Here is a 16,161-nt window from a genome sequence, read left to right as displayed (position 1 = left end):
ATAATATAAAAATATTATTATTAAAAAAAGTTATTAAATTATTTTAAATTTTAAGGAAAAAATGATTAATTTAAAATTATTAAAATATAATAATTTAATTAAAATTAAAAAATTTTTATTTTTAAAAAAATTTATATTAAATATAGAATATATAATTTTTAAAAAAAAATTTAAAAAAATATTACAATTAAAAATAGAAAAATTACAAACAAAAAAAAATTTTTTATCTAATTATAAAAATATAAAAAAAAAAAAAATATTTGAAAATAATAAAAAAATTAATAAAATAATTAAAGAAAAAAAAAATGTTTTAAAAAATTGTAAAAAAGATTTAATTAATTATTTATCAATTATACCAAATTTACCAGATAAATCAATTTTAAATTATAAATTATTTGATAAAGTTATAAAAATAAAAGGAAAAATTATAAAAAAAAATATTTATAATCATGTTGATATTGGTAAATATTTAGATGGTTTAGATTTTAATATTTCAACAAAATTAAGTTGTACACGATTTGTTGTAATGAAAGGAAAAATTGCACAAATGCATAGAGCATTAATACAATTTATGTTAAATTTACATACTAAAGAACATGGTTATATTGAAATGTATGTACCATATTTAGTTAATAAAAAAACTTTATTTTGTACTGGGCATTTACCTAAATTTAATAAAAATTTATTATATGTAAATTTTTATAATAAATTAAATAAAAATAATGAATATGCATTAATCCCAACAGGTGAAGTTCCATTAACAAATTTATTTAATAATAAAATTTTTAAAATAACACAATTACCTATTAAAATAACTACACATACACCTTGTTTTAGAGCAGAAGCTGGATCATATGGAAAAGAAAGTAAAGGATTAATTAGAATGCATCAATTTGATAAAGTCGAAATTGTTCAAATAGTTTCTAAAGAAAATTCTAATAATGCATTAGAAGAAATTACAAAACATGCTGAAAAAATTTTACAATTATTAGAATTACCATATAGAAAAATTTTAATATGTACAAATAATTTAAGTTTTAGTTCTTCTAAAACTTATGATTTAGAAGTTTGGATGCCTTCACAAAATAATTATTGTGAAATTTCATCATGTTCAAATATGAAAGATTTTCAATCAAGAAGAATGAATACAAAATATATAAATAAAAAAAAAAAATTTTTTGTACATACATTAAATGGTTCTGGTTTAGCAATTAGTAGAACATTAGCAGCAATACTTGAAAATTATCAAACAATTGATGGAAAAATTAAAATACCTAAAATTTTACGTTCATATATGAATAATATTAAATATATATAAAATTTTTTTTAATTAATTAAATTTATATTTTTTTACCAATATCTTTCAATAGTAATATTACCATTTTTAAAATTTGAATGTTTTTTCATATTTCTTAAATTTATTAATATTTTAATAGTATCTTTTATCATAAACGGATTTCCACAAATCATAACATGACATTTTTTATATTTTAATCCTATACCAATAGTTTTTTCTAATATACCGTTATTAATAAGTTCATTTATTCGACCATATAAAGTTCCAAAAATTTTTTCTTTACTAATAATATTTAAAACATGAAGTTTTTTAAAATATTTATTTTTTAATTTTATAATTTCAGAATTATAATTACAATTTTTTAAAAATTTATTAGCATGAATTAAAATTAAATTTTTAAAATGTTCTATATTTTTATTTTCATTTAATATAGATAAATATGGACCTATAGCAGTACCTGAACAAATCATCCATAATGTTTCACATTTAGGTATATTTTTTAATATAAAATTACCAAATGATTTTTTTGAAATTAAAATTTTTGAATTAATTTTTAATTTTGAAAAATTTTTACTTAATTTTCCATTATTTATTAATAATATATAAAATTCTAAATTTGGATTATTACAACTATTAACAAATGAATATGCACGTTGTATTATAATATTATTAATTTTAAAAGCAATTTTTGTAAATTGTCCTGATATAAATTTATCAATTTTAGCTTTAATAAAAAATTTAAATAAATTATTTGTACATTTTTCTATATTTAAAATTTTTCCAAATACCCAATTATTCATTTTATATTTAAATATTTATTTAATAATTTTTTAAAAATATTATATAATAAAATTTTTAAAATATTTTAGATTAAAATATTATTTAATTTATTTATTAAATTTAAATTATTATTTTTTTATATAAATATTAATATTATTTAAAATATTATTAAATTAAAATATACTTTATTAATATTTTTAAAATATATTATATTTTTTATTTTTTGAAATTTTAATTAATTACATTAATATTTTAATATAATTTTTTTAATTAATAAATGTATTTAATTCAATGATTCCACCACCTAAACAAAAATTTTTTAAATAAAATACAACATATTGACCTTTTGTTATTGAAATTATTGGTTTATTAAAATTTATTATAATATATTTTGAATCAATTGGAATAATAATGCATAAAATTAATTCTTGAATATAACGTGTTTTAATAAAACATTTAAAAGATTTTAATAATAATTTATTTTTAATCCAATATATTTTTTTTGCAATTAAATTTTTATAAAATAATAAACAATGTTTATTATTTTGAACTACAAAAATATTAGTTTTTTTTTTTTCTATTATATACCATGGTTTTTTATTTTTATTTTTAGTTTTAATATTAATTCCTTTTCTTTGACCAATAGTATAAAACATAATACCTTTATGAATACCAACTATTTGATTATTTTTTGTAATTATTAAACCTGGAATTATATTTAAAAAATAATTTAAAAAATAATTAAATTTTTTTTTTCCAATAAAACAAATTCCTGTTGAATTTTTTTTTTTTGAATTTATAAAATTTAGTTTTTTTGCAATATATCTAACTTCTTTTTTTTTTAAAAAACTAATAGGAAATAAAATACTTTTAAATTTTTTAAAATTCAAATTATGTAAAAAGTAACTTTGATCTTTTTTTTTATCATATGAACGTAAAAAAAAAAAATTATTTTTAATATTTTTAATATATGAATAATGCCCAGTAGCTATATAATTAGATTTAAGATTTTTAATAGCATAATTTAAAAATATTTTAAATTTAATTTCTTTATTACATAAAATATCAGGATTAGGTGTATTACCAATTTTATATTCTTTTAAAAAATATATAAAAACATTTTCCCAATATTCAGCAGAAAAATTAATTTGTTTTAATTTAATATTTAATTTTTTACAAATATTTTTTGCATCATGAAAATCTTTATATATATTACAATTTTGATTATTTTTTTCTTCCCAATTAATCATAAATACTCCAATAATTTTAAAACCTATTTTTTTTAAAATATAAATAGCAATTGAAGAATCTACTCCACCAGATACACCGACTACTATGTTTTTTTTAACAAATGACATTTATTTTTAAAAATAATTAATTAATTAATATTTAAAAAAAAAAATTTAAAAATTATTAAAATAATTTTTAAAATTTATTTAAATAATTATCTTAAATAAAAACAAAAATGAAATTAAAAAAAATTGCTAAAACTAAATTACCAACATCTTGGGGAGATTTTATTATGATAGGATTTAAAGAAATTAATACAGGTAAAGATCATTTAGCATTAATATTAGGTGATATAAAAAAAGAATTTTCAGTATTATCACGTATACATTCAGAATGTTTGACTGGTGATGCACTATTTAGTTTAAGATGTGATTGTGGTTTTCAATTAAAGTGTGCATTTGAAATGTTAAAAAAAGAAGGAACTGGAGTAATATTATATCACAGACAAGAAGGAAGAAATATAGGATTATTAAATAAAATTAAAGCATATTCATTACAAGATCGTGGTTATGATACTGTAGAAGCAAATAATAAATTAGGTTTTGCTGATGATGAAAGAGATTTTTCTTTATGTGCTGATATGTTAAAATTATTAAATATATATAAAATTCGTCTTCTTACTAATAATCCTGAAAAAATTAAAATATTAAATAATTATGGAATTACTGTTACAGAAAGAATACCATTAATAACAGGTTTAAATTCAAAAAATAAAAAATATTTAGAAATTAAAAAAAAAAAAATGGGTCATTTATTTAAATAAATTTTTTAAAAATTATTTAATTTAATTTTTTATAAATATTATATTTAAAATATTTAAATTAAATTTTTTAAAAATTATTTAATTTAATTTTTTATAAATATTATATTTAAAATATTTAAATTAAATTTTTTATATTTTTATTTAATTCAATTAACCATTTATCAATTCTATAATTAGTTAACTCTGGTTGTCTATCTTCATCAATTATTAAACCTATAAAATTATTATCATTTAATAAACTTTTAGATTTTTTAAAAATATATCCTGAATTTTTCCAATATCCAATTATATTAGCTCCCAAAGGGATTATAATATCATAAATATATTTTAATGCATCACAAAAATATTCAGAATAATCTTCTTGATCACCACAACCAAATAATGCAACATGTTTATTTTTAAAATTTATTTTTTTAAGTATTGGAAAAAAATTAAACCAATCAGATTGAGGTTCACCATAATACCAAGTAGGTATTCCAAATATTAAAATATTATAATTTTCTAAATTTTTTTTATTACTTTTAGATATATTATAAATTTTTGAAGAAATATTAATTTTTTTTTGTATAATTTTAGCAATTTTTTTAGTATTTCCTGTGTCACTACCAAAAAAAATACCTATTTTTTTTTTCATTAATATTTTCCTTTATATTTTTAATTTTTTATAAATTATTAAAAAATAAATAAGTTTATTTTTTATAATATTTTTATTAAATTTAATTTTATTAAGTTTTTATTTTTAAAATATTTTTTAAAACTTGATTATTTTTAATTATTATAATATAATAATTATTAATAAATTTTTAAATTTCAAAGCTACGTAGCTCAGAGGTTAGAGCACATTATTCATAATAATGGGGTCATGGGTTCAAATCCCGTCGTAGCTAAAACGGGTGTGGCGAAATTGGTAGACGCACCAGATTTAGGATCTGGCACTAATAAGTATACGAGTTCAAATCTCGTCTCCCGTATATTTGGGGTGTAGCCAAGTGGTTAAGGCACCGGTTTTTGATATCGGCATTCCCTGGTTCAAATCCAGGCACCCCAGTTATTTATTTATTTTTTGTTAATTTTTATATGGGTTTTTATTTTCTTTAAATTTTAATAATATTTTTGTTCCTATAATATTTAATTTTTTACTAAAATAATTAATTAAATATTTTTTATATAATTTTGTAATATTTATAACTTTATTACCATGTATAATAATAGTTAATGGATTATAATTACCTAAATGTGCATATTTAAATTTAATAGGATATCCTTTAAATATTGGTGGTTGATGTTTTATAATAGCATTTTTCATTACTTTATTTATTTTTGATGTTTTAATTTGTTTTTTAGAAGATTTATATGTATTTTCTATTGAATCTAATAAATTTTTAATTCCAATACCTTTTAATCCAGAAATATATTTTATATAAGTATTTTTAATAAATTTAAAAGAATTTTTAATAATATTTTTTTTTTCAATTATTTTATATTTATTAATTTTATCTAATTTATTAAATGCTATAACTAAAGAATAACCATTTTTAATAATAAAATTAATTATTAATAAATCTTTATTTGTTATATCTTTTACAATATCAATTAAAAATAAAACAATATCAGATTTTTTAATTAATTTTAAAATTTTTGATATATATAAAATATTTTTATTATTATTTTTTATATTAATAATTCCTGGAGTATCAATAATAATATATTTTATTTTATTATATATTGTTGGAATATATATACAATCATTAGTAGTTCCAGGTAAATTATGTACTATAATTCTTTCTTCATTTAAAATATTATTTATTAAAGTAGATTTACCTACATTAGGTTTACCTATTATAATGAGTTTAATTTTAATTTCTTTTTTTTTTTTTATTTTTTTTATTTTTTTTATTTTTATTTTTTTATTATTTTTTTTTAAAAATAAAATAATATTTTCAAAAAGAATATTTATACCATATCCATTATAAGAAGAAATAGGAAATATTTTATTATTAATTCCAAGTTTATAAAAATTTAAATTTTTTATTTTATAATTTACTTTATCTATTTTATTAATAATTAAAAATATTTTATCTTTAAATTCATAAATATATTTATTAAATATTTCATCTTCTGGTGTTAAATTTTCATAAGCATCAACTAAAAAAAATATTATATTACTTTTTTTTATAGATATAAAAATTTGAGCTGCTATTTTAATTTGTATATCATCTTTAAAATTATTAACTCCACCAGTATCAACAATTATAAAATTTTTATTTTTAATTTTTATATAACCATAATTACGATCTCTTGTTAAATTTAAAGAATTATTAACTAAAGATTTTTTTTTACATAATAAATAATTAAATAAAGTAGATTTTCCTACATTAGATTTTCCAATAATTGTTATAATAGGTATCATTTAAAAACTCCATTATTTTTATAAAAATATTTTATTATTTTTTATTATTAAATAATATTTTTAAATAAAAAATAATTTCATTTTTTGGTAATATTAATTGTTTTCTATTTATTATATTTTTTAATATAATATTTTTATTATATAATTCATTTTCTCCTATTATTAATACAAAATATGAATTAATATTTTGTGAATTAATTAATTGTTTTTTAATATTTAAATTATTATAATTAATATATATTCGTAATTTAGGTATTTTATTATGTATATATTCAACTAATTTTAGTTTATTTATATTTATATTTAAAATAATTATATTTAAATCTATTTTTAATTTATATTTAAAAATATTTTTAACATTTTTAAATAATAATATTAATCTTTCAAGACCAATAGCACATCCAATAGCTGGAATTTTATTTCCTCCTAATTGTTCAACTAATTTATCATATCTACCACCACCACAAATAGTTCCTTTTATACCTATTTTTTTTGTTATCCATTCAAAAACTGTAGAATTATAATAATCTAATCCTCTTATAATATTTTTATTTATATTATATTTTATACCATTTTTATTTAATATTTTACATAATTTATAAAAATGTATTTTTGATTTTTTATTTATATATTTTATTAAATTTGGAGCTTTTTTAATTATTTTTTTTATTTTAATATTTTTTGAATCTAATAAACGAATTGGATTTATATATATATTTTTAAAATTTAATAAATTTATATTTTTTTTTAAAAAAATAATTAAATCTTTGTTATATTTAATTCTATCTTCAATTGTACCTATTGAATTAATTTCTAATTTAATATAATTTAATAAACCTAATTTTTTCCATATTCTTAAAGTAATTAAAATTAATTCTGCATCTATTTCAGGATTTGGTATTCCAAATACTTCAATTCCAATTTGGTTAAATTGACGATATCTTCCTTTTTGTGGTCGTTCATAACGAAACATGGGACCAATATACCATAAACGTTGTATTTTATTATTTAAAAATTTATGTTCTATACCTGATCTTATACAACTAACTGTTGCTTCTGGTCTTAATGATATACTTTCTAAATTACGATCAAAAAAAGTATACATTTCTTTTTTTAAAATATCAGATTCCATACCTATTGTTTTATTAAAAAGATTAGATTTTTCTAAAATTGGTAATCTTATTTCATTATAACCATATGAATTTAATATTTTTTTAATTATATTTTCTATTTTTTGCCATAAATTAATTTCTTTTGGTAATATATCATTCATTCCACGTATTGATTGTATTTTAATATTCATTTTTTAAAAAAATTTTAAATATATTTTAAATTTATAAAAAAAATATAAAAATATTAATTATAATAAAAAATTATTTTAAAATATTGTTTTAATTTATACGATTTAATATTTTTCCAGATAATTGTCCACAAGAAGCATTAATATCATTACCTCTTTTTTTCCTAATAGTAACAATAAAACCATTTTTTTTTAATATTTTAAAAAAAGTATTAATTTTTTTTTTTGTACTACATATAAATTTTGATTTTAAAAAATTATTAAATGGTATTAAATTAATTTTACATGGTATATTTTTTAATATTGAAATTAATTTATATACATCTTTAGTATTATCATTAACATTTTTTAACATAACATATTCAATTGTTAAACCATTTTTATTTACTTTAGAATTATTAATATATTCTTTTGATGCTTTTAAAATATTTTTAATATTATATTTATTATTAATTGGTATTAAATTATTACGTATTTTATTATTTGTGAAATGCAATGATAATGCTAAATTAATATCAATTATGTTTTTTAATTTTTTTAAAGCTGGTATTATACCTACAGTAGATAAAGTAATACGATATTTTGAAAAATTTAAACAATATTTATCAACTATAATTAAAATTGAAGAAACAACATTTTTAAAATTTAATAAAGGTTCTCCCATTCCCATAAATACTATATTTGTAATATTTTTTAATTTTTTTTTTTTAATAATTTTTTTAACATTTAAAATTTGACTAATAATTTCTGAAATATAAAGATTTCTATTAAATCCTTGTTTACCTGTTAAACAAAATTTACACCCTACAAAACATCCAATTTGTGAAGATATACATAAAGTAGCACGATATTTTTCAGGTATATAAATAGTTTCGATTCTTTGTTTATCAATTTTCATTATAAATTTTATTGTTCCATCATTTGAATATATTATTTTATATATTTTAATATTTTTAATATTTAAAATTTTTTTAATTTTATTTAATATTTTTTTATTAATATTATTTATTAAATTTAAATCATTGATATAAAAATTATATATATAATTCATTATTTGTTTTGCACGAAATGGTTTTTCCCCTAATATTATTAAAAGTATTAAAAATTTTTTATAATTAATACTTAATATATTAATTTTTTTAATATTGATTTTAATAATTCCATTAAAAATAATTATTATATTTATAAATAAATATAAAAATTAAAAAATATTTTTTTAAAAATAATATTTTAAAAAATAAAAATTTTTATATTTTAAAATTATTAGGAGATATTTAAAAAAATGTTAAAACAACAAGTTGGTGTTATTGGAATGGGTATTATGGGAAAAAATTTAACTTTAAATATTGAAAAAAATGGTTATACAGTTTCAATATATAATAGAACTTCAAAAAGAACTAATAAAGTTATTTTTGAAAATCCTAATAAAAATATAAAACCATATTATACATTAAAAAATTTTATAAAATCAATAATAAAACCTAGAAGAATTTTTCTTATGATAAAATCTGGAAAAGCTACAAATGATATGATAAAAAAATTAATAAATTTATTAGATAAAAAAGATATTATAATAGATTGTGGTAATACATATTATAAAGATAGTATTAAACAAAATAAAGAACTAAATAAAAAAGGATTTTTATATATTGGTGCTGGTATTTCCGGAGGTGAAGAAGGTGCATTAAATGGACCTGCAATAATGCCTGGTGGTGATATAGAAGCATATAATTTAGTTTTTCCAATTTTTAAAAAAATAGCAGCTTATTATAAAAATGAACCTTGTGTTGATTATATTGGTAAAAATGGTTCTGGACATTATGTAAAAATGATACATAATGGTATAGAATATAGTGATATGCAATTAATATCAGAAACTTATTATATATTAAAAAAAGGTTTAAATTTAAATAATAAAGAAATAAGTGAAATTTTTAAATTTTGGAATGATGGAGAATTAAATAGTTATTTAATAGAAATAACAAAAAAAATTCTTATAAAAAAAGATATTTCAAATAAATATTTAATTGATTTTATATTAGATAAAGCATATAATAAAGGAACTGGTAAATGGATGAGTAAAAATGCATTAGATTTAGAAGAACCTTTATGTTTAATTACACAATCAGTTTTTTTAAGATACATTTCTTATATGAAAGATCAACGTGTAAAAGCTTCAAAAATATTATTTGGACCAAAAAAATATGTATATAAAATTAAAGATAAAAAAAAATTAATTGAAAAAATACGTAAATCTCTTTATTTTAGCAAAATAATTTCTTATGCACAAGGTTTTTCACAATTAAAAAAAGCTTCAATTAAAAATAATTGGAATTTAAATTATAGTAAAATATCTAAAATTTTTAGATCTGGTTGTATTATTCGAGCAAAAATTTTACAAAATATATATAATTCATATATAGAAAATCCTGAAATTGATAATATTATATTAACAAAATATTTTAATAATATTTTAAACAATTATCAAAATTCATTACGTGATGTAATTACATTTGCAGTACAAAAAGGTATTGCTTTACCAATTTTTTCTATTTCAATTTCTTATTATGATAGTTATAGAAATTTAAATTTACCATCAAATTTAATTCAAGCTCAACGTGATTATTTTGGTGCACATACTTATGAACGTATTGATAAAAAAGGTTTTTTTCATACTGAATGGTTAAAATAAAATATTTAAAAATAATTTATAAAATATTAAAAATGATTTAATATTTTACAAATTATTTAAAAAATTTTTAAATAATTTAAAATTATTTTAATTTTATATTATTTAAAAATTTTTTAATATTTTCAAAAAATTTTTTACTTTTTGGCATGTTTTTATTTATATTAATTAATTTATTTAAATTATTAAAAAATTTTTTTTGATTATCATTTAAATTAATTGGAGTTTCAATAATTATTTTATATATTAAATCTCCTTTGTTCGTATTATTTAAAAATTTTGTTCCTTTTGCTTTTATTTTAAATAATTTTCCAGTTTGTGTTTCAGATGGTATTTTTAAATTAATATAACCATTTAAAGTTGGTACTTTTATTTTTCCTCCTAATAATGCAGTAAAAAAATCAATAGGTACTTCACAATATAAATTGTTATTTTTACGTTTAAAAATATAATGTTCTTTTATTATTATATGAATATATAAATCTCCAGATGAAGATCCGTATTTTCCAGCTTCACCTTCTCCTGAAATTTTAATATTATCTCCATTATTTAAATTAGATGGAATTTTAATTAAAAGTTTTTTATTTTTTTTAATTCTTCCTATACCTTTACAAATATTACATACATTTTTAATAATTTTTCCTTTTCCATTACATTTTGAACATGTTTGTTGTAATGTAAAAAATCCTCTTCTAATTTGAATTTGTCCATCTCCATTACATGTAGTACAATTTATTGTAGAATATCCTTTTTTAATTCCTTTACCATTACAATATAAACATGTTACAAAAGTTTGAAATTTAATTTCTTTTTTTATACCTTTTAATGATTCTTCTAAACTCAATTCTATATTATATTTTAAATCAGAACCTTTATTATTATTTTGATCATAGTTATTGTCGAACATATCACCAAAAACATCACCAAAGATATCGCCAAAATTTGTTTCATATGTAAAACTATTACTAGTATAAGATTGTTCAAAGGCATTATGCCCATATTGATCATATGCAGAACGTTTTTTTTCATCACTTAAAATTTCATAAGCTTCCTTTATTTCTTTAAATTTATTTTCTGCATCTTTGTGTTTATTTCTATCTGGATGATATTTCATAGCTAAACGTTTATATGCTTTTTTTATTTCTAATTGACTTGAAGATTTTGATACTCCAAGCAATTTATAAAAATCTTTTTTTGACATTTAAATTCCTTAAAAAAAATGAGTATAGATTTTCTATACTCTTTTTTTTAATTAAAATTTTATAAAAATAATTATTTTTTATCTTTTACTTCTTCAAATTCTGCATTATCTATATCATCTTTTTTATTTTTATTATCATTTATATTAGAATTTTTATTATTTTCTTTTGATAAAGATAATAATTTTTCAGATGCTTTTATTACTAATTCAATATTATTTTCAATAGCAATTTTATCATCTTTTTTAATTACTTTCTCTAATTCTTTAATTGAATTTTCAATATTTTTAATATCTTCTTTTGGTAATTTATCACCTACAGAAGATAATTGTTTTTTAGTATTATGAATTATATGATCAGCTTGATTTTTAATTTGTACAAGTTCTTCAAATTTACGATCAATTTCAGAATTAATTTCTGCATCATTTATCATTTTTTTAATTTCTGATTCTTTTAGTCCAGATGATGCTTTAATAGTTATTTTTTGTTCTCTTTTAGTATTTTTATCTTTTGCAGATACATTAAGAATACCATTAGCATCAATATCAAATGTTACTTCAATTTGTGGAGTACCTCTTGGTGCTGATTTAATTCCATCAAGATTAAATTGTCCTAAAGATTTATTATTTTTAGCTATTTTTCTTTCACCTTGTAAAATATGTATTGTTACTTCATTTTGATTATCTTCTGCAGTTGAAAAAATTTGACTATATTTAGTAGGTATTGTAGTATTTTTATTAATTAAAGTAGTCATTACTCCTCCCATTGTTTCTATACCTAAAGATAAAGGAGTTACATCTAATAATAAAACATCTTTAACATCACCTGATAAAACACCTCCTTGAACTGCTGCACCAATAGCAACTGCTTCATCTGGATTTATATCTTTTTTAGGTTTTTTTAAAAAGAAATTTTCTACTTTATTCTGAATCATTGGCATACGAGTTTGTCCACCAACTAATAAAACATCTTGAATATCTTTTATTTCTATTTTAGCATCTTTTAAAGCAATTTCTAAAGGTTTAATTGTACGATTTATTAAATCTTCAACAAGTGATTCAAATTTTGCACGTGTTATTTTTATATTCATATGTTTAGGACCATTTGCATCTGCAGTTATATAAGGTAAATTAATTTCAGTTTGTTGAGTTGAAGATAATTCAATTTTTGCTTTTTCAGCAGATTCTTTTAAACGTTGCATTGCTAAAGAATCTTTTTTTAAATCAATAAATTGAGTTTTTTTAAATTCTTCTACTAAATAATTAATTAATCTATTATCAAAATCTTCTCCACCTAAATGTGTATCTCCATTAGTAGAAAGAACTTCAAAAGTTTTTTCACCATTTACTTCATCAATTTCAATAATTGAAATATCAAAAGTTCCACCACCTAAATCATATACAGCAATTGTTCTATTTCCTATTTTTTTATCTAAACCATATGCTAAAGCAGCAGCTGTAGGTTCATTAATAATTCGTTCTACTTTTAAACCAGCAATTCTTCCTGCGTCTTTTGTTGCTTGTCTTTGTAAATCATTAAAATATGCTGGAACAGTTATTACAGCTTTATCAATTTTTTCACCTAAATAATCTTCAGCAGTTTTTTTCATTTTTTTTAATATTTCAGCAGAAATTTGAGGTGGTGCAATTTTTTTATTTTTTATTTTTAACCAAACATCACCATTTTCTGAAGAAATTATATCAAATGGCATATTTTTTTGATCACGTTTTATTTCTTTATCATCAAAACGTCTTCCTATAAGACGTTTAATAGCAAAAAAGGTATTTTTAGGATTAGTAATAGATTGACGTTTAGCTGGTTGTCCAACTAAAATTTTATTGTCTTGAGTATATGCTATAATTGATGGTGTAGTACGTTCTCCTTCAGAGTTTTCTATTACATGTGCTTTATTATTTTCCATTATTGCAACACATGAATTAGTTGTACCTAAATCAATACCTATAATTTTTCCCATTTTTTTTTATACTTTTAAAAAAATTTATAATGTTAATTAATATATAAATATTTTATAAATTTGCAAAAATATATAATTTAATATATAATGTATTTTATTAAATAATTTAAAAATTATATAATTATTTAAATTATTTTAAATTTTAAATAATTTTAAAACAAATTAAAAAAAAATATGAATAATGAAAATTTAAAACATATTAAAAAAATTTTAATAAATTTGTATAATGATATAATAAATAAAAAAAAAAAATTTAAAAAAAATTATTTTAAAAATATTAATTATCCAGATTTAATGGATAGAGCATTTCAAGAAGAAGAAAATAATTTTAAATTAATTTTTAGTGATAGAGAATATAAGTTATTAAAAAAAATTGAGAAAACTTTAAAAAAAATTAAAAAAGATAAATTTGGAAATTGTGAGTGGTGTGAAAAAAGAATAAATATTGAACGTTTAAAAATTAATCCTATTGCTGAATTATGTATTGAATGTAAAAGAATATCTGAAAAATAAATTAATTATATAAAAATATTTTTATAAAATTATATTATTTAAAAATAAAAAGTTTATATTTTATTTATATTTTTATAAAATATTTTAAAATTATGAAAAACAATTATTTAATTAATGAAGTTATTAAAAATATAAAAAATGGAAAAAAATATTTAATAGCTTTTAGTGGTGGTTTAGATTCAAGTGCACTTTTACATATATTATTTTATTTAAAAAAAAAATATTTTAAAAATATTAAATTACGTGCTATACATATTAATCATAATTTAAATATTAATTCAAATATTTGGGAAAAAAAATGTTCTTTATTTTGTAAAGAAAGAAATATAAAATTAATTATTAAAAATGTAAACATAACTAAAAAAAGTAATTTAGAAGAAAATGCTAGAAAATTACGTTATAATATTTTTAAAAAAATAATTTTAAAAAATGAAATTTTATTACTCGCACATCATTTACAAGATCAATGTGAAACATTTTTTTTAGCTTTAAAAAGAGGTAGTGGACCATCTGGTTTATCATGTATGCCATTAAAAAAAAAAAATTTTTTTTATATATTAAGACCATTTTTAAATATAAATAAAAAAATAATTAAAAAATTTGTTTATGAAAATAAAATTAAATATATTGAAGATGATAGTAATTATAATATTAAATTTGATAGAAATTATTTAAGATTAAAAATTTTACCTTTACTTGAAAAAAGATGGCCAGAATTTTTTTTATCAATTTCAAAAAGTATTTTTATTTGTGTTAATCAAGAAAAAATTATATATAATTTTTTTAAAAAAAAAATAATTAAAATACAAAATAAAAAAAAAGCATTATCTATTAATTATTTAAAAAAAATTTCTTTATTTAAATGTTTTTTATTAATAAGATATTGGTTAAATCAATTTAATATTAATAAAATTTCTTTAAAAATGATTAAAACAATATGGTATGAAATTGCTTTATCTAATTTAAACGCAAAACCAAAAATTAAAAGTAAAATTTATCAAATTAATAGATATTCTAATTATATATATTTATTACCTAATATGTATAATATTAAAAATATTGTTATGAATTGGTCATTAAATGAACCTTTAATACTTCCTAATAATATTGGAAAATTAATAATTAGTAAAACAGATGGATATATTTTACAAGCACCTAAAAAAAATCAAAAAGTTAAAATTAAATTTTTTTTAAAAGGTTTATATTATATTATTGGTAAAAAATATTCAAGTAATATTAAAAAAATATGGAAAGAATTAGGTATTGCACCATGGTTAAGAAATAGAATTCCTTTATTATTTTATGATGATAAATTTATATCAGCTATTGGAGTTTTTAATATAAAAAATAATTTTTTAATAAAAAAAAAAATAATAATAAAAATTATTAAATAAATATTTAATATTATTAAATTATTTTAAATTTATATTATATATTATAATAAAATAATTTAATAATAAAAATAAAATTAAATATTTAATTTTTTTAAACATATTTTTTTATAATTTAATTTTTTATTATTTATTTATTTATAATAAAAATAATAAATTTTTTAATAATTTTTTATATTAATTATTTTTAAATATTTAATTATTTATATTATTTAAAATTTTTAATTTTAAATATTTTATATTAAAATTAAATATAAAATAAAATATTATAAATATTTATATTAAAGTATAAAATGACAAAAGTTAAAAATATTGAAATGAAAGGAATAGTAATTGAAACGCTATCAAATGCTATGTTTAGAGTAAAATTAGAAAATGATAGTATAATTACTACATATATATCTGGAAAAATTAGAAAAAATTATATACGTATTTTAACAGGGGATAAAGTTATTGTAGAATTTACAAAATATAATTTAAATAAAGGTAGAATTATTTTTAGAATATCTTAATAATTAAGAAATATTAATATAAAAAAATTTTTTTATTAAATA

General features: G+C 16.5%; 14 protein-coding genes and 3 tRNA genes. 9 read left to right on the top strand and 8 right to left on the bottom strand.

What is annotated here, in order from left to right:
* Window positions 1-61: 61 nt before the first annotated feature.
* Window positions 62-1,318 carry a serine--tRNA ligase gene (gene serS, locus ACMCL3_RS00930; protein WP_412728710.1) on the top strand — a complete coding sequence of 419 codons (1,257 nt, stop codon included), beginning with the start codon at window positions 62-64 and terminating at the stop codon, window positions 1,316-1,318.
* Between the two features lie 32 nt (window positions 1,319-1,350).
* Here serS and ACMCL3_RS00925 read toward each other — a convergent pair whose 3' ends face one another.
* Window positions 1,351-2,097: an FAD-binding oxidoreductase gene (locus ACMCL3_RS00925; protein ID WP_412728708.1), complete on the bottom strand. Its 747-nt coding sequence runs from the start codon at window positions 2,095-2,097 to the stop codon at window positions 1,351-1,353.
* A gap of 246 nt (window positions 2,098-2,343) precedes the next feature.
* Window positions 2,344-3,435: a tRNA 2-thiouridine(34) synthase MnmA gene (gene mnmA, locus ACMCL3_RS00920; protein ID WP_412728707.1), complete on the bottom strand. Its 1,092-nt coding sequence runs from the start codon at window positions 3,433-3,435 to the stop codon at window positions 2,344-2,346.
* 107 nt (window positions 3,436-3,542) lie between these two features.
* On the opposite strand from mnmA, the gene ribA reads away from it, so the two are divergent.
* The gene (gene ribA, locus ACMCL3_RS00915) at window positions 3,543-4,130 is read left to right on the top strand and encodes a GTP cyclohydrolase II (protein WP_412728706.1); all 588 of its coding nucleotides are present in this window, start codon (window positions 3,543-3,545) and stop codon (window positions 4,128-4,130) included.
* 115 nt (window positions 4,131-4,245) lie between these two features.
* On the opposite strand, the gene fldA is transcribed toward ribA, so the two are convergent.
* Window positions 4,246-4,764, bottom strand: coding sequence for a flavodoxin FldA (gene fldA / locus ACMCL3_RS00910; RefSeq protein WP_412728704.1), 519 nt, complete (start codon window positions 4,762-4,764; stop codon window positions 4,246-4,248).
* Between the two features lie 180 nt (window positions 4,765-4,944).
* On the opposite strand from fldA, the gene ACMCL3_RS00905 reads away from it, so the two are divergent.
* From ACMCL3_RS00905 to ACMCL3_RS00895, 3 genes are all read left to right on the top strand, one after another.
* Window positions 4,945-5,017: transfer RNA gene (locus ACMCL3_RS00905), tRNA-Met, on the top strand.
* A gap of 2 nt (window positions 5,018-5,019) precedes the next feature.
* Window positions 5,020-5,101 (top strand) — tRNA-Leu (locus ACMCL3_RS00900).
* A gap of 4 nt (window positions 5,102-5,105) precedes the next feature.
* Window positions 5,106-5,178: transfer RNA gene (locus tag ACMCL3_RS00895), tRNA-Gln, on the top strand.
* An 18-nt stretch (window positions 5,179-5,196) separates the two neighbouring features.
* On the opposite strand, the gene der is transcribed toward ACMCL3_RS00895, so the two are convergent.
* The 3 genes from der to rlmN all read right to left on the bottom strand — a co-directional run bounded on the left by der (window position 5,197) and on the right by rlmN (window position 9,014).
* The gene (gene der, locus ACMCL3_RS00890; protein WP_412728703.1) at window positions 5,197-6,540 is read right to left on the bottom strand and encodes a ribosome biogenesis GTPase Der; all 1,344 of its coding nucleotides are present in this window, start codon (window positions 6,538-6,540) and stop codon (window positions 5,197-5,199) included.
* A gap of 34 nt (window positions 6,541-6,574) precedes the next feature.
* Window positions 6,575-7,843 (bottom strand): histidine--tRNA ligase, encoded by a 1,269-nt coding sequence (gene hisS, locus ACMCL3_RS00885; RefSeq protein WP_412728702.1) that lies wholly within the window; start codon window positions 7,841-7,843, stop codon window positions 6,575-6,577.
* Window positions 7,844-7,931: 88 nt separating this feature from the next.
* Complete coding sequence (gene rlmN / locus ACMCL3_RS00880) at window positions 7,932-9,014, bottom strand: 23S rRNA (adenine(2503)-C(2))-methyltransferase RlmN (protein WP_412728860.1); 1,083 nt, start codon at window positions 9,012-9,014, stop codon at window positions 7,932-7,934.
* A gap of 108 nt (window positions 9,015-9,122) precedes the next feature.
* Between rlmN and gndA the strand changes: the two genes are divergently transcribed.
* Window positions 9,123-10,532: an NADP-dependent phosphogluconate dehydrogenase gene (gndA, locus tag ACMCL3_RS00875; protein WP_412728701.1), complete on the top strand. Its 1,410-nt coding sequence runs from the start codon at window positions 9,123-9,125 to the stop codon at window positions 10,530-10,532.
* A gap of 82 nt (window positions 10,533-10,614) precedes the next feature.
* Here the strand turns inward: gndA and dnaJ are convergent, their stop codons facing one another.
* Together dnaJ and dnaK are read right to left on the bottom strand one after the other, a co-directional pair.
* Window positions 10,615-11,730: a molecular chaperone DnaJ gene (gene dnaJ, locus ACMCL3_RS00870; protein WP_412728700.1), complete on the bottom strand. Its 1,116-nt coding sequence runs from the start codon at window positions 11,728-11,730 to the stop codon at window positions 10,615-10,617.
* A 71-nt stretch (window positions 11,731-11,801) separates the two neighbouring features.
* Window positions 11,802-13,703 (bottom strand): molecular chaperone DnaK, encoded by a 1,902-nt coding sequence (dnaK, locus tag ACMCL3_RS00865; RefSeq protein WP_412728699.1) that lies wholly within the window; start codon window positions 13,701-13,703, stop codon window positions 11,802-11,804.
* A gap of 174 nt (window positions 13,704-13,877) precedes the next feature.
* Between dnaK and ACMCL3_RS00860 the strand changes: the two genes are divergently transcribed.
* The 3 genes from ACMCL3_RS00860 to infA all read left to right on the top strand — a co-directional run bounded on the left by ACMCL3_RS00860 (window position 13,878) and on the right by infA (window position 16,119).
* Window positions 13,878-14,216, top strand: coding sequence for a TraR/DksA C4-type zinc finger protein (locus tag ACMCL3_RS00860; RefSeq protein ID WP_412728698.1), 339 nt, complete (start codon window positions 13,878-13,880; stop codon window positions 14,214-14,216).
* A 92-nt stretch (window positions 14,217-14,308) separates the two neighbouring features.
* Window positions 14,309-15,610, top strand: a complete 1,302-nt coding sequence (gene tilS, locus ACMCL3_RS00855) for a tRNA lysidine(34) synthetase TilS (protein ID WP_412728697.1) — start codon at window positions 14,309-14,311, stop codon at window positions 15,608-15,610.
* 290 nt (window positions 15,611-15,900) lie between these two features.
* Window positions 15,901-16,119, top strand: a complete 219-nt coding sequence (gene infA, locus ACMCL3_RS00850) for a translation initiation factor IF-1 (RefSeq protein ID WP_412728696.1) — start codon at window positions 15,901-15,903, stop codon at window positions 16,117-16,119.
* Window positions 16,120-16,161 lie beyond the last annotated feature (42 nt).

Source organism: Enterobacterales bacterium endosymbiont of Anomoneura mori (assembly GCF_047159375.1).
Lineage (GTDB): Bacteria > Pseudomonadota > Gammaproteobacteria > Enterobacterales > Enterobacteriaceae_A.
The sequence above is the reverse complement of the archived record's forward strand: the minus strand, read 5'-3'. Positions and strand labels throughout refer to the sequence as shown.